The sequence below is a fragment of the Phenylobacterium sp. genome (assembly GCF_030693805.1).
GTDB lineage: Bacteria > Pseudomonadota > Alphaproteobacteria > Caulobacterales > Caulobacteraceae > Phenylobacterium.
The window spans coordinates 1-24,606 of the sequence record NZ_JAUXZW010000109.1; the positions used below are offsets into that span (position 1 = coordinate 1).

At 69.2% G+C, this 24,606-nt stretch carries 26 protein-coding genes and 1 pseudogene; 12 read left to right on the forward strand and 15 right to left on the reverse strand.

Annotated elements, in window-relative coordinates; translation table 11 throughout:
• Positions 1–217 precede the first annotated feature (217 nt).
• Positions 218–1,042, forward strand: coding sequence for an SDR family NAD(P)-dependent oxidoreductase (locus Q8M88_RS04615; protein ID WP_305595074.1), 825 nt, complete (start codon positions 218–220; stop codon positions 1,040–1,042).
• A gap of 87 nt (positions 1,043–1,129) precedes the next feature.
• Here the strand turns inward: Q8M88_RS04615 and Q8M88_RS04620 are convergent, their stop codons facing one another.
• On the reverse strand, positions 1,130–2,152 hold the full coding sequence (locus Q8M88_RS04620) for a 2'-deoxycytidine 5'-triphosphate deaminase (RefSeq protein ID WP_305595075.1): 1,023 nt from the start codon (positions 2,150–2,152) through the stop codon (positions 1,130–1,132).
• Between the two features lie 118 nt (positions 2,153–2,270).
• Here Q8M88_RS04620 and metZ point away from each other — a divergent pair, with 118 nt between their 5' ends.
• Positions 2,271–3,455, forward strand: coding sequence for an O-succinylhomoserine sulfhydrylase (metZ, locus tag Q8M88_RS04625; RefSeq protein ID WP_305595076.1), 1,185 nt, complete (start codon positions 2,271–2,273; stop codon positions 3,453–3,455).
• Here the strand turns inward: metZ and Q8M88_RS04630 are convergent.
• The 4 genes from Q8M88_RS04630 to Q8M88_RS04645 all read right to left on the reverse strand — a co-directional run bounded on the left by Q8M88_RS04630 (position 3,452) and on the right by Q8M88_RS04645 (position 7,526).
• Complete coding sequence (locus Q8M88_RS04630; protein ID WP_305595077.1) at positions 3,452–4,363, reverse strand: Hsp33 family molecular chaperone; 912 nt, start codon at positions 4,361–4,363, stop codon at positions 3,452–3,454. The genes metZ and Q8M88_RS04630 overlap by 4 nt on opposite strands.
• 64 nt (positions 4,364–4,427) lie before the next feature.
• The gene (argF, locus tag Q8M88_RS04635; RefSeq protein ID WP_305595098.1) at positions 4,428–5,369 is read right to left on the reverse strand and encodes an ornithine carbamoyltransferase; all 942 of its coding nucleotides are present in this window, start codon (positions 5,367–5,369) and stop codon (positions 4,428–4,430) included.
• A gap of 5 nt (positions 5,370–5,374) precedes the next feature.
• The gene (locus Q8M88_RS04640; RefSeq protein WP_305595078.1) at positions 5,375–6,592 is read right to left on the reverse strand and encodes an aspartate aminotransferase family protein; all 1,218 of its coding nucleotides are present in this window, start codon (positions 6,590–6,592) and stop codon (positions 5,375–5,377) included.
• Between the two features lie 115 nt (positions 6,593–6,707).
• Positions 6,708–7,526 (reverse strand): ABC transporter permease, encoded by an 819-nt coding sequence (locus tag Q8M88_RS04645; RefSeq protein WP_305595079.1) that lies wholly within the window; start codon positions 7,524–7,526, stop codon positions 6,708–6,710.
• Positions 7,527–7,750: 224 nt separating this feature from the next.
• On the opposite strand from Q8M88_RS04645, the gene Q8M88_RS04650 reads away from it, so the two are divergent.
• The 3 genes from Q8M88_RS04650 to Q8M88_RS04660 are packed head-to-tail and all read left to right on the forward strand — an operon-like array spanning position 7,751 to position 9,998.
• Positions 7,751–8,260 carry a GcrA family cell cycle regulator gene (locus Q8M88_RS04650; RefSeq protein ID WP_305595080.1) on the forward strand — a complete coding sequence of 170 codons (510 nt, stop codon included), beginning with the start codon at positions 7,751–7,753 and terminating at the stop codon, positions 8,258–8,260.
• 48 nt (positions 8,261–8,308) lie between these two features.
• Positions 8,309–9,751: an exodeoxyribonuclease VII large subunit gene (xseA, locus tag Q8M88_RS04655; protein ID WP_305595081.1), complete on the forward strand. Its 1,443-nt coding sequence runs from the start codon at positions 8,309–8,311 to the stop codon at positions 9,749–9,751.
• Positions 9,752–9,779: 28 nt separating this feature from the next.
• Positions 9,780–9,998 (forward strand): DUF2093 domain-containing protein, encoded by a 219-nt coding sequence (locus Q8M88_RS04660; protein WP_305595082.1) that lies wholly within the window; start codon positions 9,780–9,782, stop codon positions 9,996–9,998.
• Here Q8M88_RS04660 and Q8M88_RS04665 read toward each other — a convergent pair.
• Together Q8M88_RS04665 and Q8M88_RS04670 are read right to left on the reverse strand one after the other, a co-directional pair.
• Positions 9,947–11,158, reverse strand: coding sequence for a glycosyltransferase family 87 protein (locus Q8M88_RS04665; RefSeq protein WP_305595083.1), 1,212 nt, complete (start codon positions 11,156–11,158; stop codon positions 9,947–9,949). The genes Q8M88_RS04660 and Q8M88_RS04665 overlap by 52 nt on opposite strands.
• Before the next feature lie 71 nt (positions 11,159–11,229).
• Positions 11,230–12,138: a lysophospholipid acyltransferase family protein gene (locus Q8M88_RS04670; RefSeq protein ID WP_305595084.1), complete on the reverse strand. Its 909-nt coding sequence runs from the start codon at positions 12,136–12,138 to the stop codon at positions 11,230–11,232.
• A 124-nt stretch (positions 12,139–12,262) separates the two neighbouring features.
• Here Q8M88_RS04670 and Q8M88_RS04675 point away from each other — a divergent pair, with 124 nt between their 5' ends.
• Together Q8M88_RS04675 and hisN are read left to right on the forward strand one after the other, a co-directional pair.
• Positions 12,263–12,652, forward strand: a complete 390-nt coding sequence (locus Q8M88_RS04675) for a helix-turn-helix domain-containing protein (protein WP_305595085.1) — start codon at positions 12,263–12,265, stop codon at positions 12,650–12,652.
• Between the two features lie 67 nt (positions 12,653–12,719).
• On the forward strand, positions 12,720–13,541 hold the full coding sequence (hisN, locus tag Q8M88_RS04680; protein ID WP_305595086.1) for a histidinol-phosphatase: 822 nt from the start codon (positions 12,720–12,722) through the stop codon (positions 13,539–13,541).
• Here the strand turns inward: hisN and Q8M88_RS04685 are convergent.
• From Q8M88_RS04685 to Q8M88_RS04700, 4 genes are read right to left on the reverse strand one after another with little or no spacing between them, the layout of a single operon-like run.
• A complete protein-coding gene (locus Q8M88_RS04685) occupies positions 13,538–14,485 on the reverse strand; it encodes an alpha/beta fold hydrolase (RefSeq protein WP_305595087.1) in 948 nt (315 codons plus the stop codon). The two genes, hisN and Q8M88_RS04685, sit on opposite strands and share 4 nt — an antisense overlap.
• 5 nt (positions 14,486–14,490) lie before the next feature.
• Entirely contained in the window at positions 14,491–14,799 is a 309-nt protein-coding gene (locus Q8M88_RS04690) for an SCP2 sterol-binding domain-containing protein (RefSeq protein ID WP_305595088.1), read from the reverse strand.
• Positions 14,800–14,840: 41 nt separating this feature from the next.
• Entirely contained in the window at positions 14,841–15,719 is an 879-nt protein-coding gene (locus tag Q8M88_RS04695; protein ID WP_305595089.1) for a class I SAM-dependent methyltransferase, read from the reverse strand.
• A gap of 5 nt (positions 15,720–15,724) precedes the next feature.
• Positions 15,725–16,567, reverse strand: a complete 843-nt coding sequence (locus Q8M88_RS04700; protein WP_305595090.1) for a class I SAM-dependent methyltransferase — start codon at positions 16,565–16,567, stop codon at positions 15,725–15,727.
• Between the two features lie 250 nt (positions 16,568–16,817).
• Between Q8M88_RS04700 and Q8M88_RS04705 the strand changes: the two genes are divergently transcribed.
• Positions 16,818–17,270: an Hsp20 family protein gene (locus Q8M88_RS04705; protein ID WP_305595091.1), complete on the forward strand. Its 453-nt coding sequence runs from the start codon at positions 16,818–16,820 to the stop codon at positions 17,268–17,270.
• Positions 17,271–17,339: 69 nt separating this feature from the next.
• Here the strand turns inward: Q8M88_RS04705 and Q8M88_RS04715 are convergent, their stop codons facing one another.
• From Q8M88_RS04715 to gpmA, 4 genes are all read right to left on the reverse strand, one after another.
• Positions 17,340–18,608 (reverse strand): pentapeptide repeat-containing protein, encoded by a 1,269-nt coding sequence (locus Q8M88_RS04715; protein ID WP_371132628.1) that lies wholly within the window; start codon positions 18,606–18,608, stop codon positions 17,340–17,342.
• 89 nt (positions 18,609–18,697) lie between these two features.
• Complete coding sequence (locus Q8M88_RS04720) at positions 18,698–19,957, reverse strand: pentapeptide repeat-containing protein (RefSeq protein ID WP_305595092.1); 1,260 nt, start codon at positions 19,955–19,957, stop codon at positions 18,698–18,700.
• A gap of 72 nt (positions 19,958–20,029) precedes the next feature.
• On the reverse strand, positions 20,030–20,485 hold the full coding sequence (locus Q8M88_RS04725; protein WP_305595093.1) for a bifunctional diaminohydroxyphosphoribosylaminopyrimidine deaminase/5-amino-6-(5-phosphoribosylamino)uracil reductase RibD: 456 nt from the start codon (positions 20,483–20,485) through the stop codon (positions 20,030–20,032).
• Positions 20,482–21,195: a 2,3-diphosphoglycerate-dependent phosphoglycerate mutase gene (gene gpmA / locus Q8M88_RS04730; protein WP_305595094.1), complete on the reverse strand. Its 714-nt coding sequence runs from the start codon at positions 21,193–21,195 to the stop codon at positions 20,482–20,484. Before gpmA ends, Q8M88_RS04725 begins: the two co-directional genes overlap by 4 nt.
• A gap of 118 nt (positions 21,196–21,313) precedes the next feature.
• Here gpmA and Q8M88_RS04735 point away from each other — a divergent pair, with 118 nt between their 5' ends.
• The 4 genes and pseudogenes from Q8M88_RS04735 to Q8M88_RS04750 all read left to right on the forward strand — a co-directional run.
• The gene (locus Q8M88_RS04735) at positions 21,314–21,559 is read left to right on the forward strand and encodes a hypothetical protein (RefSeq protein WP_305595095.1); all 246 of its coding nucleotides are present in this window, start codon (positions 21,314–21,316) and stop codon (positions 21,557–21,559) included.
• Positions 21,556–22,521, forward strand: coding sequence for an SIS domain-containing protein (locus Q8M88_RS04740; protein WP_305595096.1), 966 nt, complete (start codon positions 21,556–21,558; stop codon positions 22,519–22,521). Before Q8M88_RS04735 ends, Q8M88_RS04740 begins: the two co-directional genes overlap by 4 nt.
• 91 nt (positions 22,522–22,612) lie before the next feature.
• The gene (locus Q8M88_RS04745; RefSeq protein ID WP_305595097.1) at positions 22,613–24,112 is read left to right on the forward strand and encodes a phosphomannomutase/phosphoglucomutase; all 1,500 of its coding nucleotides are present in this window, start codon (positions 22,613–22,615) and stop codon (positions 24,110–24,112) included.
• 85 nt (positions 24,113–24,197) lie between these two features.
• Positions 24,198–24,606: pseudogene (locus Q8M88_RS04750) on the forward strand (UDP-glucose 6-dehydrogenase); the annotation flags it as partial.

Sequence of the window (24,606 nt, forward strand, 5' to 3'; positions counted from 1 at the left end):
GCCCTGGACCCAGCTCACGGGCAAGGAAGTCGAAGATCGCGGCCAGCAGGAGATCCTCAACTGGAGCCCGCTGATGGGCGTAATGAGCGAGCTGAAGCGCAAGCCGCAGCAAACCGGCTTCGTCGACACCTGGATCTTCAATTCGTCGAAGGCCTTCCTGATCGCGCCGCCGGCCTAGTCGTCAAAAACAACAAAAACACTCCAAGAGGGTCGGACAATGAAACTTAAGGACCAAGTCGCTCTGGTCACGGGCACCAGCCCGAACATCGGCGGCGGCATCGTCGACGGCCTTGCGGCCGAAGGCGCGATCATCGTGGCGGTGGATTCCCGTCCCGAGAACGCCAACGACTGCGCGGCTTACATCAACAAGAACGGCGGCAAGGCGATCGGCCTGGTTTGCGACGTCACCGACGAGGCTCAGGTCAAGGCCACGGTCGACGCCGCACTCAAGGAGTTCGGCAAGATCGACATCCTGGTGAACAACGCGGCCTTCTTTAACCAGAAGGGCGTGCTGAACATGCCGTACGCGGAGTGGCAGGCGCAGACCGGCGTCATCCTCGACGGCTCGTTCCTGTTCACCAAGTACGTCGCCACCGCCATGGTCGAGCGTAAGACCCAGGGCAAGATCATCAACATCATCTCGACGGCCGGCCACCAGGGCCAGCCCGGCAACGTGGCCTACTCCACGTCGAAGATGGGGATGAAGAACTTCACCAACTCGGTGGCCATGGAACTCGCCAAGTACGGCATCCGGGTCAACGGCCTGACGCCCACCGCGACCGACTCGTCGGAATCGCGCGAGCGTGCAGCGGCGTGGGGGCGTGAAGTGCCGCCGCAACCGCCCGGCCAGGCGCAGGGCATGAGCAACTTCATGCGCCTGGTGCCGATGCAGCGGCTGCCAAAGCCCAGCGACTACGGCAAGGCCGCGGCCTTCCTCTGCTCGGACGACGCCTCGATGATCACCGGCATGGACCTGCGGGTCGATGGCGGCGCGGTGGCCAAGTACTGGGCCTGGGATCCGAGCCAGGACCCCCGGGTCTGAACTGACGGATACGAGCGAACAGAAGCCCGGCCCCGCAACCCGCGGGGCCGGGCTTTTCTCTGCGCGCGGCCCTGTGCCGCGCGGCGATCAGCCGGTCCAGTCGCTGAAGTGCTTGGACAGTTTCAGGCCCTGCCGCTGGTAGTGCGAGCCCTGATCTCCGTAGAGGCGTGTCGGACGATCGGTGAGTGGTTCATAGACCAGGCGCGCCACCGTCTGGCCGTCCTCCAGCAGGAACGGCGTCTCATGGCTGCGAACCTCGAGCACGCCGCGAGACCCTGAGGCCTGGGTCTCCTCTGTGCCGAAGCCGGGATCGAAGAAACCCGCGTAGTGGACGCGGAACTCGCCCACCGACGGGTCGATCGGGGTCATCTCGGCCGCCTGCAGGACGGGGATCTCCACCGCCTCCTTGGACGCCAGGATGTAGAACTCGCCGGGGTCCAGCAGCAGCTCTCCGCGGCGCGGAACCAGCGGCTCCCAGAAGTCGCGCGGGTCGTGGCCGTCCTCCAGGTCCAGGTCGATGACGCCGGCGTGGCGCCGCGCGCGGAACCCCGCCAGCCCGTCGGCAAGGTCGACGCCGACGTTGCGCACCGACAGCCGCTCCGGCGCGCCGCGCTTCAGTCGCAGCTGGTTCAGGCGCGTGCCGTAGCGCGCCAGCACCGAGAAGGTCTGCGGCGCGATCTCCGCATAGATCGGGCCCGAGTAGCCGGCGATGACGTCGTCGAAGGCGCGGCTGTGATCGGTCAGCAGGCGCACGAATACGTCGATCCGCCCCGTGGAGCTATACTGGTAGGCCCGCGCCGAGACGCCGATCGGCAGAGCCAGCCGCTCCTGCAACTCGGCGATGTAGACGCAGCCGCGCTCCAGCACCGCGCCACGCGTCAGGTCCAGCTCGTGCATGGCCACATCGACCATCCGCTCGGCGACGGTGCGCCCGACGCCCGGCAGGAAGGAGGCGCGCACCCGCCAGACCCGCGCGCCCAGGCGCAGGTCCAGGCTCGCCGGCTGCACCTGGTCGGCGTCGAACGGCGTCTGCGCGGTGATCGCGCGCTCGCCGATCAAGGCGTCGATGGATTGGCAGGGCAGAATGCCTGCGCTCAGGGCCTTGGTCATCGCCGCGACACTCGCTTCCACCCTTGAGTCTGGCAAGCGAAGGATGACCCCGCGAAGGCTTGACCGGACACCCTCGGGCGCCGTTCATGCCGCCTCCATTGAGACCAAGAGGCCCCAGATGTCCGAAGATCCGCGCGATTGGGAAGTCGAAACCCGCCTGGTGCGCGGCGGCCTGGCACGCAGCCCCTACGGCGAGATCAGCGAAGCGCTGTTCCTCACCCAGAGCTTCGCCTACGAGAGCGCCGGCGCGGCCGACGCCCGGTTCTCCGGCGACGAGCCCGGCTTCATCTACCAGCGGTTCGGCAATCCGACGACGCAGATGTTCGAGGACCGGCTGGCGCTGCTGGAAGGCGCGGAAGCCTGCCGCGCGACGGCGTCGGGCATGGCGGCGGTGCACGCCGCACTCACCGGGCTGCTGCGCGCCGGCGACCATCTGGTGGCGGGCCGAGCGCTGTTCGGCTCGTGCCGCTGGATCATCGCCGAATGGCTGCCGCGTTTCGGCGTAGAGACCACCTTCGTCGACGCCACCGACCTGGAGGCCTGGCGCGCCGCGGTGCGCCCCAACACCAAGGCCTTCTTCATCGAAAGCCCGGCCAACCCGCTGCTGGAGGTGGCGTCGGTCGGCGCGGTCGCCGCGATCGCGCATGAGGCCGGCGCGCGGCTGGTGGTCGACAATGTGTTCGCCACGCCGATCTTCCAGAAGCCCCTGGTGCTGGGCGCCGACATCGTCGTCTATTCCGCGACAAAGCACATCGACGGTCAGGGGCGTGTGCTCGGTGGGGCGATCCTTGGAAACGCCGAGTTCATGCAGGAGTCCTATCGCGACATCCTGCGCCACACTGGTCCCGCCTTGTCGCCGTTCAACAGCTGGGTGCTGCTGAAGGGCCTGGAGACCCTGGAGCTGCGGGTTCGCCGCCAGACCGAGAACGCCGGCAAGGTCGCCGACGTGGTCGCCGATCACCGCAAATCTTTGAAGACCGTCTATTGCGGTCGCCCCGACCATCCGCAGGCCGCGGTGATCGCCAACCAGATGACCGGCGGCGGCAACGTGCTGGCCTTCGATCTGGGCTCGCGCGAGGCGGCCTGGCGCTTCCTGGATGCGCTGCAGATCGTCGACATCTCTAACAATCTCGGCGACGCCAAGTCGATGGCCACCCATCCCTCGACGACCACGCACCGCTCTTTGTCGGAAGAGGATCGCCTGGCCATTGGCCTGACCGAGGGATGGGTGCGGATGAGCGTCGGCCTGGAGGGCCCGAACGACCTGATCCGCGACGTCAGCCGCGCGCTGGACGCCGCCTAGCCGACGGCGCTTTCCAGCTCGCCCGGCTCGACGGCGTAGACCCGACTGCAGTACTCGCAGGTGACGCGGATCTTGCCGTCCGGCTCGACCATGTCGGCGCGCTCCTCGGCGGCGAACGAGCGGAGCACGCCCATGATCCGCTCCTGCGAACAGCGGCACGACGCCTTCAGCGCCGTCGAGCCGAACACCCGCACGCCGTCTTCGTGGAACAAGCGATAGAGAAGCTGGTTGGACGCCAGCAGCGGGTCGATCAGCTCGTCCTCGCCGAGCGTCTCGAACAGCGCCTGGGTGCGCGTCCAGGCCTCGGCCGTGGGGCCGCGGGCCTCGTCCTCGGCGATGTTCTGGATCAGCACGCCGCCGGCCCGCCAGTGCGGACCCTCGCCGCTGTCGGCCTGCCCGACCGCCAAGCGCACACGGGTGGGGGTCTGTTCGGACTGGGCGAAATACTGTTCGGCGCACAGAGCCAGGGTCTCGCCCTCGATCGGCGTCACGCCCTGGTAGCGCTCGGTGTCGGGCCCCTGGTCGAGGGTCATGATGAAGATCCCCTGCCCCAGCAGGCTGCGCGCGCCGGGACGAACGAAACCCTTCTCGATCTTCGACACCGCCTCGGGATCGAAGCGGCAGTAGCCGCGCAACGCGCCGCTGGCGTCATAGTCGGCGACCACATAGCGCACCGGACCGTCGCCCTGGGCCTGGACGATCAGCCGACCGTCAAACTTCAGGCTGGACCCCACCAGCGCGGCCAGCGCGCAGGCCTCGCCCAGCAGGTTGGCCACCGGCTCAGGGTAGGCGTGGCCGTTGATGATCTGGTCGACGGCGTCGCCCAGCCGGACGAGGCGCCCTCGCACCGGCTCGCCCTCGATCTGGAAGGCCGCGACCAGGTCGTCGGAGAGGTTTTCTGATGACATGGCGCCGATATAGGGGGCCAGGCGCTGTGATGCGAGCCAGACGTTCAGCCGCAGCCGAAGCGCCTCAAACCTTGCCCAGTCGGTCGAAGCACCAGGCCAGCACCGACTTTTGCGCGTGGATGCGGTTCTCCGCCTCGTCCCACACCGTGCTGCGCGGGCCGTCGAAAACCTCGGCGGTCACTTCCTCGCCGCGGTGGGCGGGCAGGTCGTGCATGAAGATCGCGTGCGGAGCCGCCAGCGCCATCAGGCCTGCGTCGACCTGATACGGCCCCAGCGCCGCAAGACGCGCGTCGTGGTCGGTGTCGCCCATGGACACCCAGGTGTCGGTGATCACCGCATCGGCGCCGGCGACGGCCGCACGCGGATCGTCGGTGACCTCCACCCGGCCCTGGCGCTCGGCGGTGCGCGCGAGATCCACGGCGTTCGGCCCGTAGGCCGCGGGCGCGGCGATGCGAAGCTCGAAATTGAACGCCGCCGCCGCGTGGATGAAGCTGGAGCAGACATTGTTGCCGTCGCCGACCCAGGCCAGCACCTTGCCGTCGATCGAGCCGAACCGCTCCTCGATGGTCAGGAAGTTGGCCAGGATCTGGCACGGGTGGCTACGGTCGGTGAGGCCGTTGATCACCGGCACGCTGGCGACGCGGGCAAACTCCTCGACGTCGTCGTGGCTGTTGGCGCGGATCATCACCGCATCGACCATGCGCGAGAGCACCATGGCGGTGTCGGCGACCGTCTCGCCGCGCCCCAATTGCATGTCCGCGGCCGTGGAGATGATCACGTCGCCGCCGAGCTGGCGCATCGCCGCGTCGAACGAGAAGCGGGTGCGGGTCGAGTTCTTCTGGAAGATCATCGCCAGCGTCCGCTCGGCGCCAGGCGCGTCAGCGTCCACACGCCCCTGCGGCCAGCCTTTGCGCGCGGCCTTGCGGGCGCGTGCATCATCCAGGATGGCGCGCAGGTCGGACGGCGCGAGCCGCCACAGATCGATGAAATGCCTCGGCTCAGCCATCGACTTCAAGCGGCCGCCTTGGCGTGCGCCTGGGCGGCCTGACAGGCGCGCTCCAGCCGGGCGATGGCGTCGCTGGCTTCCTCGGTGGTGATGATCAGGGGCGGAAGCAGCCGCACGCAGTTGTCGCCGCCGCCGGCCACCAGCAGGTGCTGATCACGGGCGTGCTGCATGAACTCGCGGTTCGGCGTCGCGAGCTTGATGCCGATCAGCAGACCCTTGCCGCGGATGTCGAGGACCACGTCGGGGTAGCGGTCCTTCAGACCCTCCAGCTGTTGAACGAAGTAGCCCGCCACGTCGCGCACGTGGGCCAGCAGCTCCGGCCTGGTCAGCTCTTCGAACGCGGCCAGGCCGACCGCCATCGCCAGCGGATTGCCGCCGTAGGTGGAGCCGTGCGAGCCGAACGCCATGCCGCTGCCGGCCTCGGCGGTGGCCAGGCATGCGCCGACCGGGAAGCCGCCGCCCAGGGCCTTGGCGATGCACATGATGTCAGGCTCGGCGCCGTCCGCCCACTCGTAGGCGAACAGCTTGCCGGTGCGCGACAGTCCGCACTGGATCTCGTCGTAGATCAGCAGGGCGCCGGCCTCGTCGCAGATCGTGCGCAGGTCGCGCAGCGCCTCGGACGACAGCGAACGGGCGCCGCCCTCGCCCTGCACGGGCTCGATGATGATCGCCGCCGTCGTCGGGCCGACCGCGGCGCGCAGGGCGTCCATGTCGCCGAACGGCAACTGCAGGAATCCCGGCATGCGGGGGCCGAATCCCTCCAGGTAGCTGGCGTTGCCCGAGGCGTTGACCGCCGCCAGGCTGCGGCCGTGGAACGAGCCGTCGAAACCGATGATGTCGACCCGCTCAGCGTCGCCCTTGGCCCAATGGTACTTGCGCGCGGTCTTGATCGCGCATTCCACCGCCTCGGTGCCCGAGTTGGTGAAGAACACCACGTCGGCGAAGGTGGCGTCGGTCAGGCGCTTGGCCAGCGCCTCCTGGCCCGGGATCGTGAAGATGTTGGACACGTGCCACAGCTTTTCGGCCTGGTCCTTGAGCACCTGCACCAGCTTGGGATTGGCGTGGCCCAGCGCGTTCACCGCGATGCCGGCCAGGCAATCGAGGTACTGCTCACCATCGGTGGTGTAGAGGTGCACGCCCTCGCCGCGCTCGAAGTTCAGCGGCGTTCGGGTGTAGACGCCCAGCAGATGATCGGGCGGAACGGGCGCGGCTGACTCGGTCACGGAGATGCCCTCCAATAGCGAAACATCCCCGCCGCGTCGCGGCGGGGACCCGAAAAGGCGGCGACTTTTCTGCCCCTGGCCGGGGTCTGTCAATCGCGCGGTCTGCAGCGCGGTCTCAGGTCTTGATCTTGTAGCCCGTCTCGAACATCCACAGGCTGACGCAGGCGCAGAACACCATCAGCCCCGCGGTCATGCCCACACCGGCCACGAGCGAACCTTCCGCATGGCCGATGAAGCCATATCGGAAGCCGTCGATCAGATAGAAGAACGGGTTGTAGTGGCTGGCCGTGCGGAACGGCTCCGGCAGCCTCTCGACCAGATAGAAGGTGCCCGACAGGAAGGTCATCGGCATGACGATGAAGTTGGTGACCACGGCCATGTGGTCGAACTTCTCCGACCACAGGCCGGCCATGATGCCCAGCAGCGACAGGATGAGCGCCGCGCCGCCGCCGAAGTAGAGGATCGCCCAGGGGTGCGCGATCGGCAGCCGCGTGAACGGCAGCACCGCCATCCAGGTGACCGCGCCCACCAGCACGCCGCGCGTGGCGCCACCCAGCGAGAACGCCGCCACATGCTCCATCGGCGTCAGCGGCGGTGTCAGGAAATCGCCCATCAGACCGTTCATCTTGGATTGAAGCAGGCTGGACGACGAGTTGGCGAAGGCGTTGTTGAGGATGGACATCATGATCAGGCCGGGCGCCACGAAGGTGGAGAACGGCGTGCCATGCACCGGCGGCCGAGCGCCCTGGGCGGCGACCACGAACACCATCATGTAGAGCAGCGCCGTGACCACGGGCGCGGCCAGCGTCTGCCCGCCCACCTTCCAGAATCGGCGCACCTCACGCATGTACAGCGTGCGGAACCCAGCCCAGTTGATCCCGTGGTAGTCGCGCGGAACGGGAGGGACCGCGGCTTCGACCGGCTCGTGCTTCATGGCTGTCTGAATGCCCCCAATCGGGCGCCGGCCGCAAGGGTGCGGCGCACTGACGCTATATGTAGTTCCTGTGGACGAAGAGCGGGGCGCCTATTGTGGCCCTTAAGCGTTTGGTTACGATATCTAGTGGCTGCTGACAGGTGCAAGCCTGAGGCGGCACAAGATGTTGATCCCCATGAGGCGTGCGGGCGCTGCGGGGGTCGATCAACGCGGTGGAGGCGAAGATGGGTTGGACAGATGAGCGCGTCGATACGCTCAAGCGGCTCTGGCAGGACGGCTTGTCCGCGAGCCAGATCGCCAAGCAACTCGGCGGGGTGACCCGCAATGCGGTGATCGGCAAGGTCCACCGCCTGGGGCTCTCCGGGCGCGCGACGCCTTCGAAGCCTGCACGTCCAGCCTTCAAGCCGCCCAGAGCCCAGCGTCCGGCCGCGCAAGCGCCGTCGCAGCCGCGCCGCATCGCCGAACCGGTCACCGCCCAGGCCTCTGCGCCGACGCCGTTGCCCGTGCGGGTGATCGATGAGGCTCCGGGTTCGGCCACCGTGCTGACGCTCGGCGCGCACATGTGCAAATGGCCGATCGGCGATCCGTCGTCGGACAACTTCACCTTCTGCGGGCGACGCCAGACCGACGGCCCCTATTGCGGCGAACACGCCAGCGTCGCTTACCAGCCGGCGCAATCGCGCAAGCGTTCGGGCCCTAACGACCTCGCCCGGTCGCTGCGCCGCTACATCTGACGACCACGCAGGTTGGGCGGCGACTCGCAAATCGCCTATGTTGAGGCCATGAGCGACGTCGCCGCCGACCCGCAGTCCAACGTCCAGGCCTATTCGGTCTCGGAGCTGGCGTTCGCGCTGAAGCGCACGCTGGAGGACGCCTACGGCTTCGTTCGCCTGCGCGGCGAGATTTCCAAGGTCACCCACCACTCCAACGGCCACGTCTACCTGACGCTCAAGGACGAGCGCGCGGCGATCGACGGCGTCGTCTGGAAAGGTTCGGTGCGCGGCCTGGGCGTGCGCCCCGAGCAGGGCCTCGAGGTCATCGTCACCGGGAAGATCACCGCCTACCCGGCCGGATCGCGCTATCAGATCGTCATCGAGACCATGGAGGCGGCTGGCGTCGGCGCGCTGCTGGCCCAGCTTGAGCGCCTGAAGGCGCGGCTGAGCGCCGAGGGCCTGTTCGAAAGCTCGCGAAAACGTCCGCTGCCCTCGCCGCCGGCGATCGTGGGCGTCATCACCAGCCCCACCGGCGTAGTGATCCGCGATATCCTGCACCGGATCCGCGAACGCTGGCCCTGCCGGGTGATCGTCTGGCCGGTGGTGGTCCAGGGCGAGCAGGCTGCGGCCCAGGTCCGCGCGGCGATCGAAGGCTTCTGCGCCATGGATGCGAACTGCGGCATGCGCCCTGACGTGCTGATCGTGGCGCGCGGCGGCGGGTCGGTGGAGGATCTCTGGGCGTTCAACGACGAGGCGCTGGCTCGCGCCGTGGTCGCCGCGGACATCCCGCTGATCAGCGCCGTGGGCCACGAGACCGACACCACCTTGATCGACTTCGTCTCCGACCGTCGCGCGCCGACGCCGACGGGCGCGGCTGAGATGGCGACGCCGGTGCTGGCGGAACTGCGAGCCGCCGTGGCCGACCTCGGCGCACGGATGCATCGCTGCGGCGGCCGGGTGCTGGAGGATCGCCGCACCAGGGTCACGGCGGCTGGCCGCAGCCTCACGCGCGCCCTGGACCAGGTTGAATTCGCCGCCCAGCGCTTCAATCTCGCCGCCAGCCGCCTCGCCGCCGGCCTGGAGAAGAACGCCACCGCCCACGAGCACGCCCTGACGCGGGTGGCCGCGCGGCTTAGCCCGCTGCTGCTCCAGCGTCCGCAGCGTGTCCAGCAGGAGCGGCTGGACAGGTTGGCCGTGCGCCTGACGCCGGCGTTCCAGCGCGGCCTGGCGCGGACCACCGAGCGGCTGGCCAGCCTGGGCAAGCTCTACGCCGCGGTGAATCCCGACCTGCCCATGCAGCGCGGCTTCGCCCGCGTCCATCGCGCCGACGGCGGCCTGGTGCGCTCCGGCGCATCGCTTGCGTCCGGCGAGGCCGTGCGCCTGGTGTTCAGCGACACCGCCCGCAGCGCGGTGATCGACGCCGACGCGGCAGCAATCGCGCCTGGCTCGACGCGGCCGCAACGCCCCGCCGCGCGGCCCAGAGGCGCCGCTGATCAGGGCGACCTGTTCTGATCGCCTGCGGCGCGCTACATTGTCCGGGATGAACGCACATGATCGCGATTTCGCGGGCGCCGATCTGGCGACCCTGCACTACGGCGACGGCGAGTTCGCCGTCCTGAAGCCTGGCCGTTTCGTCCGCTGCGCGGTCAGCGGCGCGATGATCCCGCTCGACGCCCTGCGCTACTGGAGCCCCGTGCTGCAGGAAGCCTATGCCGGTCCCGCCGAGGCCCTGGCCCGGTGGAAGGAAACCAATCCCTGATCCGCCGCCGCTGAGCGCCGCGCGATCGGCGCGGCCAGCAGCAGAGCGATGAACGGTCCGATCGGGATCGGCAGGTGGCCGTACGCCAGCGGCGCCATATAGGCGGCGATCACGCACGCCGTATCGAACGGATGCGGCTTGGTCCGAGGCTCGCTGAGCAGCAGGATGGCCGCCGCCGCGTACAACGGAAAATCATAGACCCAGCTATAGGGCGACGCCGCCAGCAGGCCTGTCAGCAGGGCGGCTAATCGGCAATGGAACGAGGCCGGCGAACGCCATACCCAGACCACGCCCAGCGCAACAGCGGCTGACGCGAGCCCTTGCGCGGCCCAGGCGCTCGCCGTCCCGCCGCCCAGCGCGTGAACCAGGGCGTATGCGCTCTGCTGCTTGTAGGCCTCCAGCACGCCGGCCTGGATGACCTTTTCGCCGCCCGCGTGCATCGCGTGCAGGAACAGCGGATACGACGACCAGCCGAAAGCGAGGCCTGCGAGCATTGCGCCGCAAATCGCGCTCGCCGCCGCCCCGGCGAAAGCGCGCCACCGCCCAGTCGCCATCAGCACCAACGGCAGCAGCACGCCGAAGTGAGGCTTGTAGGCCATCAATCCCAGCAGGACGCCGGCCAGCACCGGGCGACGATCCAGCAGCGCCAGGCCCGCCACCGCGAGCGCGGCGGTGAGCAGGCCGTTCTGGCCGACCATGACGCAGGCCAGCGCCGCCGGCGCCGCAAGCGCGAGCGTCATGTCGTGGTTGCGCCCTGTGGCGAGGCGTACTGCGGCGGTGAAAGCCGTGAGCGTCACGGCGATCCACAGCGCGCCGGCCCAGGCGTAGGGCAGCTGGCCGAACGGCGTCACCAGCAGCAGCATCGAGGGCGGATAGAACATCGGCAGGTTGCAGTCGCGCGGCAGTCCCTCCCTTACCAGCATCGCCTGGACGCTGGGCCAGTCGTAGGTGGCCGCGGCCATGCCCTGGCCCGCCAGCCGGCCCGACGCCCAGAAGACGCTGAAGTCGCGGCACAGCGGCGCGCCGGCCGCATCCGTCAGCCAGGCATGCTGCTGAAGGCCGGCGCAAAGGAAGGCGATCTCGAGCGCCAGCAGGCTCAGCGGCGCCACGCGCACGATCGTGTCGAGAGTGATCGACGGGGCTTCGCCCGGCTTGCGCATGCATTCTCCACCGCCGGGGCGACGATGGACACCTTAGATGCGGAGCCGTCACCAAACGGTGAAACGCGCCCTCAGCGACGCTTGTAGATCTCGTTGGGCCAGCGCTTGTGGACCCAGAACCACTCCTCGGGACGCTCGCGGATGCGTTCTTCGATGAAGGCGTTGACCCGGCCGACGCCGGTCTCGATGTCGGCGGTGCGGTCGCCGGTGCTTTCCAGCCGGATCGGATCGTGAACGACGACCCGAAAGCGGGCCTTGTCCTTGCGCTGAACCGACATCGGCTGCAGCGCCGCGCCGAACCGCAGGGCAAGGCGCGAGGGTCCGGGCGCAGTATGGGCGGTGACGCCGAACAGCGGAGCCGCGACACCGCCGTTGAACTTCTGGTCGTTCATCAGCGCCACGGACTCGCCCCGACCTAGCGCCTCGAGCAGTTCGCGAGCGCCGTCACCGCCCTTCGGCGCGAACAGCCGCACGCCGTAGCGCCAGCGGCTCTTGCGGATGCGTGCGTCCACGTAGGGGTTGTTGGTCGCCCGGTAGGTCACCTGGCAAATGACGCCGGCATGGATGATCGACGCCGGCATGATCTCGAAACTGGAGAAGTGACCCGAGATGAACACCACGGGCTCGCTGTCACGGGCGATCTGAGCCAGGCGCTCGCCATTGACCAGCTCGACGCGGGATGGATCGGCGATGATCCGGTCGAGGATCGGGAACTCCGCGGCCCAGCGCCCGGCCGCCGCCCACTGGGCGCGCAGCAGGCGTGCGATCTCCGCGTCGGGGGCTTCGGGGAAGACGATGCGCAGGTTGGTCTCGGCGACGCGGTGCGCGCTTGTCAGCGGCCCCAGCCGCTGGAACGCCCAGGCGCCGGCGTCCGAAACCATGTCGATGGGGAAGATCCGGGCCAGCGCGGTCAGCACGTCGAAGCCCACGGCCTCCAGCCGCCAGAGCAGGTCCTGCGCGATCGAGGGCCGGTTCGCCATGCCTCTCTACTAGGGGCGCCACGCCGCCCCGCGCAACGCCTGGGCGAATTCGCTTGGCGCGCGACTTGCCCCGAACCGCGCAGGCTGTCCCGACCTGGGACGCAGACAGACATTGAGAGGGGCGATGGATCCCATGGGCAATGACATCGACGTTCACCTCGGCAAGCGCCTGCGTCGGCGCCGCCGCCTGCTGGGCCTGACCCAGCAGCAGCTGGCCGGTTCCTGCGGCGTTCGCTTCCAGCAGATCCAGAAGTATGAGTGCGGCGCGAACCGCATCTCCGCCGCGCGTCTGTGGCAGCTCTCCGAGGCCCTGGAAGTGCCGGTCGGCTACTTCTACGACGGCCTGTCGGAAGCCGAGCGCGCGCTGCACGCCGAGAAGGAACCCGCGGGCGAGGTGTTCGCGCGCAAGGAGACGCTCGACCTGATCCGCGCCTACTACCAGCTCAGCGAACGGCCCCGCCGCCGCCTGCTGGACCTCGCCAAGTCTCTGCACGGAGAGACCGACGCCGGCTGAACGCGCTTTGCGCGCCGGCGCACGGGGGCCGTTCCCTGTCGCCGGCCGCACGGCTAGAGATGGGCGCATGCTCGCGCCCGACACCCTCGCCGAGCTCGACGGCTTCATCGTCGAGCTGAACCGCGCCTCTTCCGAGGTGATCCTGCCGCTGTTCCGCGCCGAACACGGGATGGAGAACAAAAACCTCGCCCTGGGCAAGGCGGGGTTCGATCCGGTCACCGCCGCCGACAAGGGCGCGGAGGCCGCGATCCGTCAGCTCATCGCCGCGCGCTATCCCGATCACGGGGTGATCGGCGAGGAATACGGCGAGGACCGCCCCGACAGCGAATTCGTCTGGGTGTTGGATCCGGTGGACGGGACCCGCGCGTTCATCGCCGGCCTACCGCTGTGGTGCACCCTCATCGCCCTGCGCCACGAAGGTCGCCCGGTGCTGGGCTCCGTCGGCCAACCGTTTCTCGAAGAGCTCTACCTGGGCCACGCGGGCGGCTCGCGGATGATCGGCCGCCACGGCGAGCGCGCTCTGAAGGTGCGGCCCTGCCCGCACCTGACGCAGGCGACCATCACCACCACCGATCCCGACACCTATTTCGACGGCGCCGAGCGGGGCGCGTGGCGCCAGTTGCGCAACGCAGCCCGCGTGGTGCGCCTGGGGCTGGATTCGTACGGCTACGCCATGGTCGCGGCCGGCACGATCGACCTGCTGGTGGAAGGCGCGGGGATCAATTCCTGGGACATCGAGGCGGCGATCCCGCTAATCGAGGGCGCGGGCGGGCTGATCACCGACTGGCGCGGCGACCCGCTGGGCTCCGATGGCGGCCAGGTGGTGATCGCCGGCGACCGCGCCTGCCTGGACGAAGCCCTGGTCGCGCTCAGGCGCTCGGCGACCTAAGCGACCGCGGCTGCGACCTCGTCGAACGCCGCCCAAAAAGCGGCGCGGCGATCGTCGGTCTCCATCAGGATCTCGTGGCGCGAACGCGGCGCTACGACCAGACGGCCTTTCGGAAGGTTCGAGACCGCGGCCCGCTGCGACGCGGGATCGACGATCGAATCCTCCTGCGCTTGGACGATCACCACCGGGATGGCGACGCCGGCCAGGTTGGCGCTGCGTTCCAGCCAGCTCATGGCGATGAAGGCGAAGGCCAGCCAACCCCAGGTGACGCCGCCCAGCGCCAGGTCCGGGCAGGCGTCGATCTGCGCGCGGTGGCGGGCGAACCGCGCTTCGTCATGGGTCAGGGGATTGCCGGCGAACGCCGCGTCGAACGGTTTGCCGCCGTAGCGCAGCATGTAGCCGTCGCCTCTCCCGATCTGGCGGAACAGCCGCGCGAGCGCCCCGGCCAAGTGCTTGCCCAGCGGCGTCCGCAGTCCGAGCATCGGCGCCGAGAGGACGGCGGCGGCGAATCGCGGCGCCTGTCCGGCCGCCAGCGCCATCAGCGCCAGACAGCCGCCCATCGAGTGGCCGAGCGCGATCCACGGCTTTGGGGCCCTCGCCTCGAATGCGTCGAGCATCGCGGCGTAGTCGTCCAGGAAGGTCTGGTAGCTGGTCGCGTGGCCCTTCAGCCGGTCCGGCAGGAAGCGGTCGGACAGCCCCTGCCCGCGCCAGTCGTGAGCCAGGACTGCGAAGCCGCGCCCGAGCAGTTCACCGATCACCTCGAAATATTTCTCGATGGGCTCGGTGCGGCCGCCGCTGAGCACCACCGTCCCGCGGGCCTCCCCAGATGGAGCGAACAGCGCGACCCGCAAGCGCGCGCCGTCGGCGGCCTTGACCCATTCCGCGCCACCGCCCGGAGGGATCGGCGCCGCAGGCGTGGCGATCAGCGGCGCAGCCTCGGCCATCCGCCCTAGACCGACCGCGCGAACAGCGCCTGGATCTGCGGCTGCAGCTTCATCGCCAGCCCCATGTCGGAGAGCTTCAGCCGACCGCTCATCATCGCGCGCACCGGATCCAGTTCGCCGCGGCCCAGCGCCTGCAGGTCGGCGCGGCTGACGCTAACGGTCAGATCGGCGGGGGCTTGCTCGGTGGTGACCTCGACGCCGGCGACGTGGATCACGCCTTCGCCACGCAGATCGAGCAGCACCGAGGCGTCCAGGCACGGTCCCTCGCCCATCGCGCCGCGGATCCTCGCCGCCAATTCGTCCACGCTCGCCACACCAGCCTCCGAGACGCACCATCGGCGTCGACTATAGGGCCTTAGCGCGGCTTCACGAACCGCAGCGTCATCCGGTCGCTTTCGCCGATGGCGTCGTACCTCGCATGATCGAACGACGGGTCGTCCGGCTGGCCGCGCGGAGACGAGCGACGCACGGGGGGCAGGGTCCAGACGCCGAAAGGATGGTCTCGGGTGTCCTTGGGATTGGCGTTGACCTCGCTGGCCCCGTCGGCTGCGAAGCCTGCCTCACTGGCGAGCTGGGTCATGTACGCTTGCTGGACATAACCATCGGCGGCGAGCGGGTCCTGGACACCGCCAGGCGCGGCGCGATGCTCTTCCACGCCCAGCATGCCGCCGGGCTTCAGTGCGGCGAAAGCGTCGCGGAACGCCTTTTCGGCGAGGCCCGCGGCCATCCAGTTGTGGACGTTGCGCAGAAACAGCACGAGGTCCGCGCTCGCGGCAGGCGCCACCGGGCCGCTGGTCGGTCCAAAGGCGGTGAACTGGATCCGGCCATATAGCTTGGGATCGGCTTCGAAACGCCTCCGATAGGCGTCGACGACCTCACGCGTCGAGGGGTCGGCTGGCTCGCGCAGTTCCAAGTTCGCCGCGCGGAGCGTTCCGTTGTTCGCCGCCAGATAAGGCGCGAGGATGTCGGTGTACCAGCCGGAGCCGGGCCAGAACTCGACCACCGTCTGTCCCGGAGCCAGGCCCCAGAAGCGCAGGCTGTCCACGGGGTGGCGGGCGGCGTCGCGGGCCTTGTCCGCCGGCGTGCGCCAGGCGCCGGCGACCGCGTCCTCCAGGGTCATTGCGCCGGTAGATTCCGCAATCTTCGGCGCGTCGGCGGGTTTGGCGCTCCGCCCACATGCCGCCAGGCCCAGCGCGCCCAGCAGCACGGCACGGCGCGCGACGGGGCGGCGCAAGGCGCTCACCCCGGTTTGCGGAAGCGCAGGGTCATGCGGTCGCTCTCGCCGATGGCGTCGTATTTGCTGCGGTCGAAGGTTGGATCGGCGGGCTTGCCCGCGGGCGCGCTCTGCTTCGACGGCGGCAGGGTCCAGACCCCGAACGGATGGTCCTTGGTGTCCTTGGGGTTGGCGTTGATCTCGGAGCTGGCGTCCAGCTTGAAGCCGGCTTTCTCGGCGGCGGCGACCACCGAAGCCGTCGCTACATAGCCGTCGCGCGCCTCGGCCACCTGCGGCCGGGGATCGGCGCGATGCTCCTCCACCGCCAGGACGCCGCCGGGCTTGAGCACCGCGTAGAAGTCGCCCATCGCCTTGTCGAGATAGCCGGGCTGCCACATCCAGTTGTGGATGTTGCGCGCGGTGAGGACGACGTCAGCCGAGCCCGGCGCGCCCAGCGGCTTGGAGACCGGACCGAAGCCGACGCTGGTGATCTTGCCGTATTTGGCGGGGTCGGCGAACTTGGCCTCGAAGGTCGCGCGACCTTTGCGTGCGCCTTCCGAGAGTGCCGGATTGTCGAGGTCGGCGACGCCGGCCACATAGGCCCCGCCGGTCGCCTTGGCGTAGGGCGCGAGGATCTCCGCCCAGTAACCGTCGCCCGGCGAGATCTCGATGATCGTCTGCTTCGGCGCGAGACCCCAGAAGGTCAGGCTCTCCAGCGGGTGGCGGGCGCCATCGCGGGCCACGGCCTTTTCCGAACGGTCGGGACTTGCGACGGCTGCGGCGAGGGCCGCGTCCGCGGCTTGCGACGGCGCAGCGAGCGCCATCGCCGCGACGGCGGCCAGGACGGAAGCCAGCAGGGTTTGGGACATCTCGGGGATCCTCGCAAAGGGCGTTCGCAGTACGAAGTCGGCGGGCGCGAGCCTAGAGCAGGAGTGTGCGGTTGCAAGCCGGGGGCGCGCTGATTTCGCCATTCCGAGGCCTCTTGAACACCGCTGTTCATCACCCATCTGGAGCTGGAAGGTGCTGGAATTCCGGGCCTTCCGGGTCATTGGCGAGGCCGTTTCGGCTCGCCCTGCCCGCGTCTGAAACCTTGCTTAAGCCAAGAAGGATTCGTCTCACATGCGTACGCTTGATTTCTCCCCCCTTTACCGCTCCGTCGTTGGTTTCGACCGTGTCGCCGATCTGCTGCAGACTGCGGCGTCCGACGCCGCCACCGGCTATCCGCCGTACAACATCGAACGCACCGACGAGAACGCCTACCGCGTCGAGATCGCGGTGGCGGGCTTCCGTCCGGAAGAGCTGAACATCGAGGTCAAGGAGAACCTGCTGACCGTACAGGGCCGCAAGGCGGCTAACGACGAGCCGCGCCGCTATCTGCATCGCGGCCTGGCCGAGCGGAACTTCGATCGCCGCTTCCAGCTCGCGGATTATGTGGTGGTGACGGAAGCCGCGCTCGCCGACGGCCTGCTGTCGATCAGCCTGCGCCGCGAGTTGCCCGAGTCGCTGAAGCCGCGCCGGATCGAGATCAGCACCGGTCAATCGACCCTGATCGAGGGTGAGCAGGCGGCCTAATCCCAGGCCCACACCTGAAGATCGGACTGGAGGGCGGCGCCGCTGGGCGTCGCCCTTTTTTCGTGCCGGTCAGGCGACGCCCAAGGCCACGTCGAGGCCGATGGCGGCGGCATATTCGGCGCCGCGCAGGCTGGCGCCCTTCATCCGCGCGCCGGTGAGGTCGCAGCCGGCGAGGTCGGCGCCGTCGAGGATCGCGCCGGTCATGTCGGCGGCCTGGGCGCGGACATAGCGCATCCGGGCCTGCTGCAACGCGCCGGGCGCGGTGCGATCGGGACCCAAAGGCAGCGCGCCGAGTATCACCGAACGCAGGTCGGCTTTGGTGAGGTTGGCGCCGGAGAGCCTGGCGCCGCGCAGGTCGGCGTCGCACAGCCGCGCGCCGCGCAGATCCGCACCTTCCAGATTGGCGCCCTGCAATTGCGCGCCGCTCAGGTCCAGGTCGACCATGCAGGCGTTGCGGGCGCTGATCGCGGTCATCCGGAAGCCCTTCAGGCGCCCGGCCAGCGAACGCAGGTCCTCGCCGTCGAGCACGGCCGCCGCACCTTCCTTTCCGCCGGTCCGGCACCAAGCCTGGTGGGCGGCGGCCATATCGAACAGTTGCTCGGCGCGGGCGACCACCTCGGGCGTGGGCGCAGACAGGCTGCCGCCCATCTTGGCGCCTGACATCCGCGCGCCGGCGATGTTCACGCCGGTGAGCACGGCGCCCGTCAGGTTCGCGCCCTCCAGGTTCGCCCCGCCGATCTCGGCGCCCTCCAGCAATGCGCCGGACAGGTTGGCTTCCTTGAGGTTCGCGCCGGATAGCTTGGCGCCCCTCAGCGAGCAGTCGGAGAAATCGGCGGCGAAGGCGGAGACGCCGTCGAGTTGCGAGCCGTCGAGCGTCGCGCCGGCGAGGTTGGCGTGGTCCATCTCCCCGCTGCGCGTCTCGTGGCGCACTGAGGCCAGGCCGCGGCTGGGGTGTGGAACCGCCACCTGGCCCTCGCGGAAGTCGGCCTGGGTAAGGTCGGCCTCGCTGAGGTCAGCGCCGCTCAGGCACGCGCCGCGCATGTCGGCGCGCACCAGGATCGCGCGACGCAGGTTGGCCTTGCGCAGGTCGCAGCCGAACAGGTTGGCGCGGGTGAAGTTCGTGCCGACCAGCTTGGCGCCCTCGAACACCGAGGCGGAGAGATCGGCGTCCGACAGGTTGCGGCCCGACAGGTCCATGCCCGAGAAGTCGGCGAATCGCAGCGACGCGCGCTTACCGCCTGGACGTCCCGCGATCAGCTTCTCATGGGCTGAAAGGATCATCTCCAGGTCGCCCGCGGACAGGCGGCGGCGGCCGGACAGGGCGGCGGTGGCGGTCAATTCGGATCCCTCCCCGGACAGCGAATGGTCAGTCGCAGAACGTAGGTCTCAGGAGAGACGAAAGGATTAATGCGCAGCTTCGCGCAGCGTCAGATCGCGCCGTCCAGGCCGCGCGAACCCTCGCGTACGGCGCCGCTGAGGTTGGCCTGCTTGAGCACCGCGTTGGTGAAGTTGGCGCGCGAAAGATCGGCGCCGACCAGCAGCGCCTGGCGCAGATCGGCGCGTGCAAGATCTGCGGCCTTGAGGCTCGCGCCCGTAAGGTCGCAGGGCAGCACGCGGTCGGCGCCAAGCAACAGCGGCCCCATCTGGGCGTCGCGCAGATCCGCTCCCCCCAGCTTCACACCCAGCAGGCGCGCGCCGCGCAGGTCGGCCCGCCGCAGGTTGCAGGCCCGCAGGTCGGCGCCCTCCAGGTGTGCGCCTTGCAGTTGCACGCCCTCCATGTCGAGGCCGTAGAACACCGCGCCCTTGGCCGATAGGGCGGTCAGGTTGTAGCCGCGGATCGACTCCAGCGTGCGCAGGTCGGCGTTGTCGAACACCGAGGGTTTGCCCTCCGCGCCTCCAGTCTCGCACCACAGGGCGTGATCGCGGATCATCGCCTGGTAGGGCATGTCGTCGACCGCCGTGCCCATCGGTTGATCGGTCAGCACGCCGGCCATGTTGGCGTCGCTGACGTTCCACGATTGGGTGCGGGCGCCCACAAGGATGCAGTCGCGCAGATCCGCGCCGGCGAGATCGGCGCCCGACAGATCCGCGCCGGCGAGGTTCGCGCCGGTCATGGTCGCCTGCTTCAGATTGGCCCGCACCAGCTTGGCGTCCTTCATCACCGCGTCGGTGAAATCGGCGCGTACGGCCATGACGCCGGACAGCCTGGAGCGCTCCAGGTTGGCGCCGGCGAGGATCGCGCCCTGGGCCTGGCCCGGGCGGCTGACGGCCTCAAGCATCCGCAGGCCCTTCTCCTTGTCGACGGCGGCGATGGCGCCTTCGCGCAGGTCGGCCTCGAACATGTCGGCACCGCTCAGATTCGCCCCGCGCAGGCAGGAGCCGCGCAGATCGGCACGGCGAAGCGAGACCTCCTGCATCTGGGCGTTCTGCAGGTCGGTTCCGAATAGCGTGGCGTGGTCCAGGCGCGCGCCCTGCATGCGGCAGTCGGCGAGACAGGCGCCGGTGAAGTCGGCGTCGCAGAGATTGCGCCCACGCAGATCCAGACCGGAAAGGTCCTTCCACGCGAAGACGGCGCGTGCGCCGCCCGGCTTGGACGTCCACAGCCGGTCGTGCTTGGCGCAGATGACATCCACTTCGGCCTGGGTCAGGCGCCTGGAAGAGGTGGCGGTCGCGGGGGATGCGGACATGGATTTGAACTTAGTGAACGAGGGATTCACCAACAGCCTAGGCCGCGCAGATTAACGACGTATTTCGTGGACTTAGGCCGGCGGGCCGGCTTTTCCCGCGGGCGTGTAGCTGGAATAGAGGCTGGCCGCCTCGTCAGCCAACAACCCCAGGTCGAGCATCACGCCGGCCGCCCTCAGGCGCGCCAGGCCTTTGCCGCCGGCGAAGGTCGACGGATCCTCGGACGCCACCACGACCCGGGAGACACCGGCGCCGATCATCCGCTCGGCGCAACTGCGGCCGCCCGCCGAGCGGGCGCCGCAAGGCTCCATGGTGACATAGGCGACGGCGCCGCGCGCCCTGTCGCCGGCCTGTTTCAGCGCACGCTCTTCTGCGTGGGGCCTGCCGCCTGGCGCGGTGGCGCCCTCGCCCACCACCTGGCCGTCCAGCGCCACGACGCAACCCACCGCCGGATTGTCGCCGGTGTTCCCGACGACGGCGCGCGCCAGGTCGATGGCGCGGCGCATCAGGTCCTCGTCGAGCGCGCTCATGCCGCGGCGGGCAAGGCCTCGGCGCGGCCTTGGTCGAGATAGCGGGCCGCCACCGGACGAAGCTGGGCGTCGAGCTCGATCAGCAGCGGATTGCCGGTCGGGATCTCGACGCCGATGATCGCCACGTCGTCCAGCCCGTACAGCAGCTTGACGATGGCGCGCAGGGAATTGCCGTGGGCGGCGATCAGCAGGGTCTCGCCCGCGACGAGCTTCGGCGCGATCTCGGCGCTCCAATAGGGCTCGACGCGTTCCAGGGTCGTCTTCAGGCTCTCGGTATCGGGCACGGGCGCGCCGGCGTAGCGGCGGTCGGCTGCGAAATCGAACTCGCCTCCAGCCGCGAGGGGCGGCGGCGGGACGTCGTAGGATCTGCGCCAGACCTTGACCTGTTCGGCGCCGAACTTCGCCGCGGTGTCGGTCTTGTTGAGCCCGGTGAGGCCGCCATAGTGCCGTTCGTTCAACCGCCAGTCCTTGACCTCAGGCACATAAGCCTGCCCGGCGGCGGCAAGCGCCAGCCACGATGTGCGGATCGCGCGCGTCAGCACCGAGGTGAAGCAGCGGTCGAAGGACAGGCCCGCGGCCTTGATCAGCTCGCCGCCCTTGCGCGCCTGCGCCTCGCCTTCCGGAGTCAGGTCGACGTCGACCCAGCCGGTGAATTTGTCCTCAAGATTCCAGCGGCTCTGGCCGTGGCGCAGCAGCACGAGCTTCGGCAAGGCGGGATCCTCCTGGGCTTCGGGTCCGACTGGCGCTAGGGCGGCGAAAGGCCGGCGTCAAGCGCGGCGCGCGCGGCGCGCTTGGCCTGAGCTGCACGGAGCGGCTATACCGTGCGCCATGCTAGACCGCCTCTATCTGCCGATCCTGGGCGCGCTCGCCGCCGGCGTCATCGCGCTGGCGCTGGTGTGGCCGCAAGGCCTCGGCGACCGCTCGCCCGCGCCCTTCGGCCACACGCCGGTGCAGCGCACGCCGGAGATGAAGGCCGCCATGCAGAAGGCGACCGATTCGGCGGTGCGGCGCATGGAGCGCGCCCGTCAGGCGGTGCGGGAGTTGCAGACCGAGGCGATCGCGCCTTCGCAATGACCCCTTCCGAAGCCATCGCCATCGGCCGCCGGGTGCTCACCGCCGAAGCTGACGCCCTTCGGACCCAGGCCGACGCCCTGGGCGAGGCGTTCGCCGTCGCCGTCGACGTGCTCTACGCCGCGAAGGGGCGGATCATCTGCACCGGCATCGGCAAGTCCGGCCATGTAGCGCGCAAGATCGCCGCAACCTTCGCGTCCACCGGCAGCAACGCCATGTTCGTCCACGCCACCGAGGCCAGCCACGGCGACCTCGGCATGATCGGCGAGGACGACGTGATCCTGGCGCTGTCCAAGACCGGCGAGACGCGGGAGCTGGCCGACGTGCTGGCCTACGCCTCGCGCTTCAAGATCCCGCTGATCGCTTTGACCGCGCGGCCCGACAGCGCGCTGGGCCGCGCGGCGAACATCGTCCTACAACTGGTCGACGCGCCTGAGGCCGCCGACGAACTGAATGCGCCCACCACCTCGACCACCCTGCAGATCGCCCTGGGCGACGCGCTAGCTGTCGCCCTGTTGGAGCGCCGGGGTTTCGCTCCGTCGGATTTTCGCGTGTTCCACCCGGGCGGCAAGCTGGGGGCCATGCTGCGCACGGTCGCAGATCTGATGCATGGGGCCGACGAACTGCCGCTGGTGGCCTCCGGGGCCTCGATGCGCGAGGCATTGCTGGTGATGACCGAGAAGCGCTGGGGCGTGGTCGGCGTGCAGGATGCGGACGGCCGCCTGCTGGGGGCGATCACCGACGGCGATCTGCGCCGCCACATCGACGGCCTGCTGGAGCGGACGGCGGGTGAGGTGATGACGCCCGGCCCGCGCAAGACCGCCCCGCCCGGCATGCTGGCCGCCGAAGCGCTGTCCATCATGAGCGACCCTGCGCCGGCGGTGACGGTGCTGTTCGTCGTCGAAGCCGGCCGGCCCGTCGGCATCCTGCACGTCCACGATCTGCTGCGCGCCGGCGTGATCTAGCCGGACAGAACCAAGCTTTGCGGCCGAGCGTTGGGTTGGCCTTAACCGCGGGGCGTTCTAACAACCCGCTGATCTTGCCCCCGGAGAAGCGATGCACGTCCCTCGCGCCGACCTCGTCCCCAACACCGCCGCTTTCGAAACCGTCCCGTTGGTCAAGGCGACCGGCTTTCGCGAGTACGACGCGCGCTGGCTGTTCGGCCCGGAGATCAACCTGCTTGGCGTCCAGGCGCTGGGCATGGGGCTCGGGACCTACATCCACGAGCTCGGCCAGAAGCGCATCGTCGTCGGCCACGACTTCCGATCCTATTCGTTGAGCATCAAGCAGGCGCTGACGTTGGGCCTGATCGCCGCGGGCTGCGAGGTGCTGGACATCGGCCTGGCGCTGTCCCCAACCGCCTATTTCGCGCAGTTCGACCTCGACGCGCCCTGCGTCGCCATGGTCACCGCGAGCCACAATGAGAACGGCTGGACCGGGGTGAAGATGGGCGCCCAGCGTCCCCTTACCTTCGGGCCCGAGGAGATGGGCCGGCTGAAGGAGATCGTCTTGAACGGCGACTGGGTGGAGCGCCCGGACGGCAAGCTCACCCAGGTGGACGGTGTCGCCGAACGCTACATCGCCGATGCAGCCTCGCGCGCCAGCATCAGCCGGCCGCTAAAGGTGGTCTGCGTCTGCGGCAACGGCACCGCCGGCGCCTTCGCGCCCGAAGCCCTGCGCCGCATGGGCGTCGCCGTTGTGATCGAGATGGACTGCGACCTCGACTGGACCTTCCCCAAGTACAATCCCAACCCCGAGGACAGCGTCATGCTGCACGCCATGGCCCAAGCGGTGCGCGACCATGGCGCGGACTTGGCGCTGGGCTTCGACGGCGACGGCGACCGCTGCGGCGTGGTCGACGACGAGGGCGAGGAGATCTTCGCCGACAAGATCGGGCTGATGCTGGCCCGCGACCTGTCGGCGCTGCACAAGGACGCGACCTTCGTGGTCGATGTGAAGTCCACCGGCCTGTTCGCCACCGACCCCATCCTGCACGCCAACGGCGCGACCACCGTGTACTGGAAGACCGGCCACAGCTACATCAAGCGCAAGACCGCCGAGCTGGGCGCGCTGGCCGGCTTCGAGAAGAGCGGCCACTTCTTTTTCAACCCGCCGATCGGGCGCGGCTACGACTGCGGCATCGTCTCGGCCGCGGCGATCCTGTCGATGCTCGACCGCAACCCGACCAAGAAGCTGTCGGAGCTGAAGCACGCCCTGCCCGTCGCCTACACCTCGCTGACCATGTCGCCGCACTGCGCCGACGAGGTGAAGTACGGCGTGGTCGACGACGTGGTGGCGGAATACACGGCGCTGCGCGACGCGGGGACCAGGATCCTGGGCCGCAAGATCATCGACCTGATCACCGTCAACGGCGTGCGCGTGGCGCTGGAGGACGGCTCCTGGGTGCTGGTGCGCGCCTCGTCCAACAAGCCGGAGATCGTGGTGGTCGTCGAAAGCACGCAATCGGAGGACGATATGCGAGCGTTGTTCCGCGAGGAAGTTAAGCCCCGCTTGGGCAAACGCGCCCAGGTCGGCGCGTACAACCAGGAAATCTGACGCCGGCGCGGCGGCGCGATTGTCGCCGCGGCCGGCGTATGTCAGAGCGCCGCTTTGCGCTCCATAGCCCGCAGGGAAGCCGTTCATGCACGTGGCGATGATTGGGACAGGCTACGTCGGCCTGGTCAGCGGGGCGTGCTTCGCCGACTTCGGCCACACGGTGACCTGCATCGACAAGGACGCCGGCAAGATCGAACGCCTCAAGGGCGGCGGCATCCCGATCTTCGAACCCGGCCTCGACCTGCTGGTCGCGCAGAACGTGCGCGCCGGGCGGCTGTACTTCGACACCGAAGCCGCGAAGGCCGTGGCCGAGGCCGACGCGGTGTTCATCGCCGTCGGCACCCCGTCGCGGCGCGGCGACGGGCATGCAGACCTGTCCTATGTCTACGCCGCCGCCGAGGAGATCGCCGGCCTGATCGACGGCTTCACGGTGATCGTCACCAAGTCGACGGTGCCGGTCGGCACCGGCGACGAGATCGAGGCGATCATCCGCC

What these genes read in the sequence shown, in the direction of transcription:
- Q8M88_RS04670 (WP_305595084.1), bottom strand. Translation starts at nt 12,138, where the DNA reads ATGGCGAACCGGCCCTCGATCGCGCAGGACCTGCTCTGGCGGCTGGAG.
- Q8M88_RS04660 (WP_305595082.1), top strand. Translation starts at nt 9,780, where the DNA reads ATGAACGCACATGATCGCGATTTCGCGGGCGCCGATCTGGCGACCCTG.
- Q8M88_RS04630 (WP_305595077.1), bottom strand. Translation starts at nt 4,363, where the DNA reads ATGTCATCAGAAAACCTCTCCGACGACCTGGTCGCGGCCTTCCAGATC.
- Q8M88_RS04725 (WP_305595093.1), bottom strand. Translation starts at nt 20,485, where the DNA reads ATGAGCGCGCTCGACGAGGACCTGATGCGCCGCGCCATCGACCTGGCG.
- Q8M88_RS04645 (WP_305595079.1), bottom strand. Translation starts at nt 7,526, where the DNA reads ATGAAGCACGAGCCGGTCGAAGCCGCGGTCCCTCCCGTTCCGCGCGAC.
- Q8M88_RS04720 (WP_305595092.1), bottom strand. Translation starts at nt 19,957, where the DNA reads ATGTCCGCATCCCCCGCGACCGCCACCTCTTCCAGGCGCCTGACCCAG.
- Q8M88_RS04745 (WP_305595097.1), top strand. Translation starts at nt 22,613, where the DNA reads ATGCACGTCCCTCGCGCCGACCTCGTCCCCAACACCGCCGCTTTCGAA.
- Q8M88_RS04615 (WP_305595074.1), top strand. Translation starts at nt 218, where the DNA reads ATGAAACTTAAGGACCAAGTCGCTCTGGTCACGGGCACCAGCCCGAAC.
- argF (WP_305595098.1), bottom strand. Translation starts at nt 5,369, where the DNA reads ATGGCTGAGCCGAGGCATTTCATCGATCTGTGGCGGCTCGCGCCGTCC.
- Q8M88_RS04665 (WP_305595083.1), bottom strand. Translation starts at nt 11,158, where the DNA reads ATGCGCAAGCCGGGCGAAGCCCCGTCGATCACTCTCGACACGATCGTG.
- xseA (WP_305595081.1), top strand. Translation starts at nt 8,309, where the DNA reads ATGAGCGACGTCGCCGCCGACCCGCAGTCCAACGTCCAGGCCTATTCG.
- Q8M88_RS04650 (WP_305595080.1), top strand. Translation starts at nt 7,751, where the DNA reads ATGGGTTGGACAGATGAGCGCGTCGATACGCTCAAGCGGCTCTGGCAG.
- hisN (WP_305595086.1), top strand. Translation starts at nt 12,720, where the DNA reads ATGCTCGCGCCCGACACCCTCGCCGAGCTCGACGGCTTCATCGTCGAG.
- metZ (WP_305595076.1), top strand. Translation starts at nt 2,271, where the DNA reads ATGTCCGAAGATCCGCGCGATTGGGAAGTCGAAACCCGCCTGGTGCGC.
- Q8M88_RS04700 (WP_305595090.1), bottom strand. Translation starts at nt 16,567, where the DNA reads ATGTCCCAAACCCTGCTGGCTTCCGTCCTGGCCGCCGTCGCGGCGATG.
- Q8M88_RS04735 (WP_305595095.1), top strand. Translation starts at nt 21,314, where the DNA reads ATGCTAGACCGCCTCTATCTGCCGATCCTGGGCGCGCTCGCCGCCGGC.
- Q8M88_RS04685 (WP_305595087.1), bottom strand. Translation starts at nt 14,485, where the DNA reads ATGGCCGAGGCTGCGCCGCTGATCGCCACGCCTGCGGCGCCGATCCCT.
- Q8M88_RS04740 (WP_305595096.1), top strand. Translation starts at nt 21,556, where the DNA reads ATGACCCCTTCCGAAGCCATCGCCATCGGCCGCCGGGTGCTCACCGCC.
- Q8M88_RS04620 (WP_305595075.1), bottom strand. Translation starts at nt 2,152, where the DNA reads ATGACCAAGGCCCTGAGCGCAGGCATTCTGCCCTGCCAATCCATCGAC.
- Q8M88_RS04705 (WP_305595091.1), top strand. Translation starts at nt 16,818, where the DNA reads ATGCGTACGCTTGATTTCTCCCCCCTTTACCGCTCCGTCGTTGGTTTC.
- Q8M88_RS04675 (WP_305595085.1), top strand. Translation starts at nt 12,263, where the DNA reads ATGGATCCCATGGGCAATGACATCGACGTTCACCTCGGCAAGCGCCTG.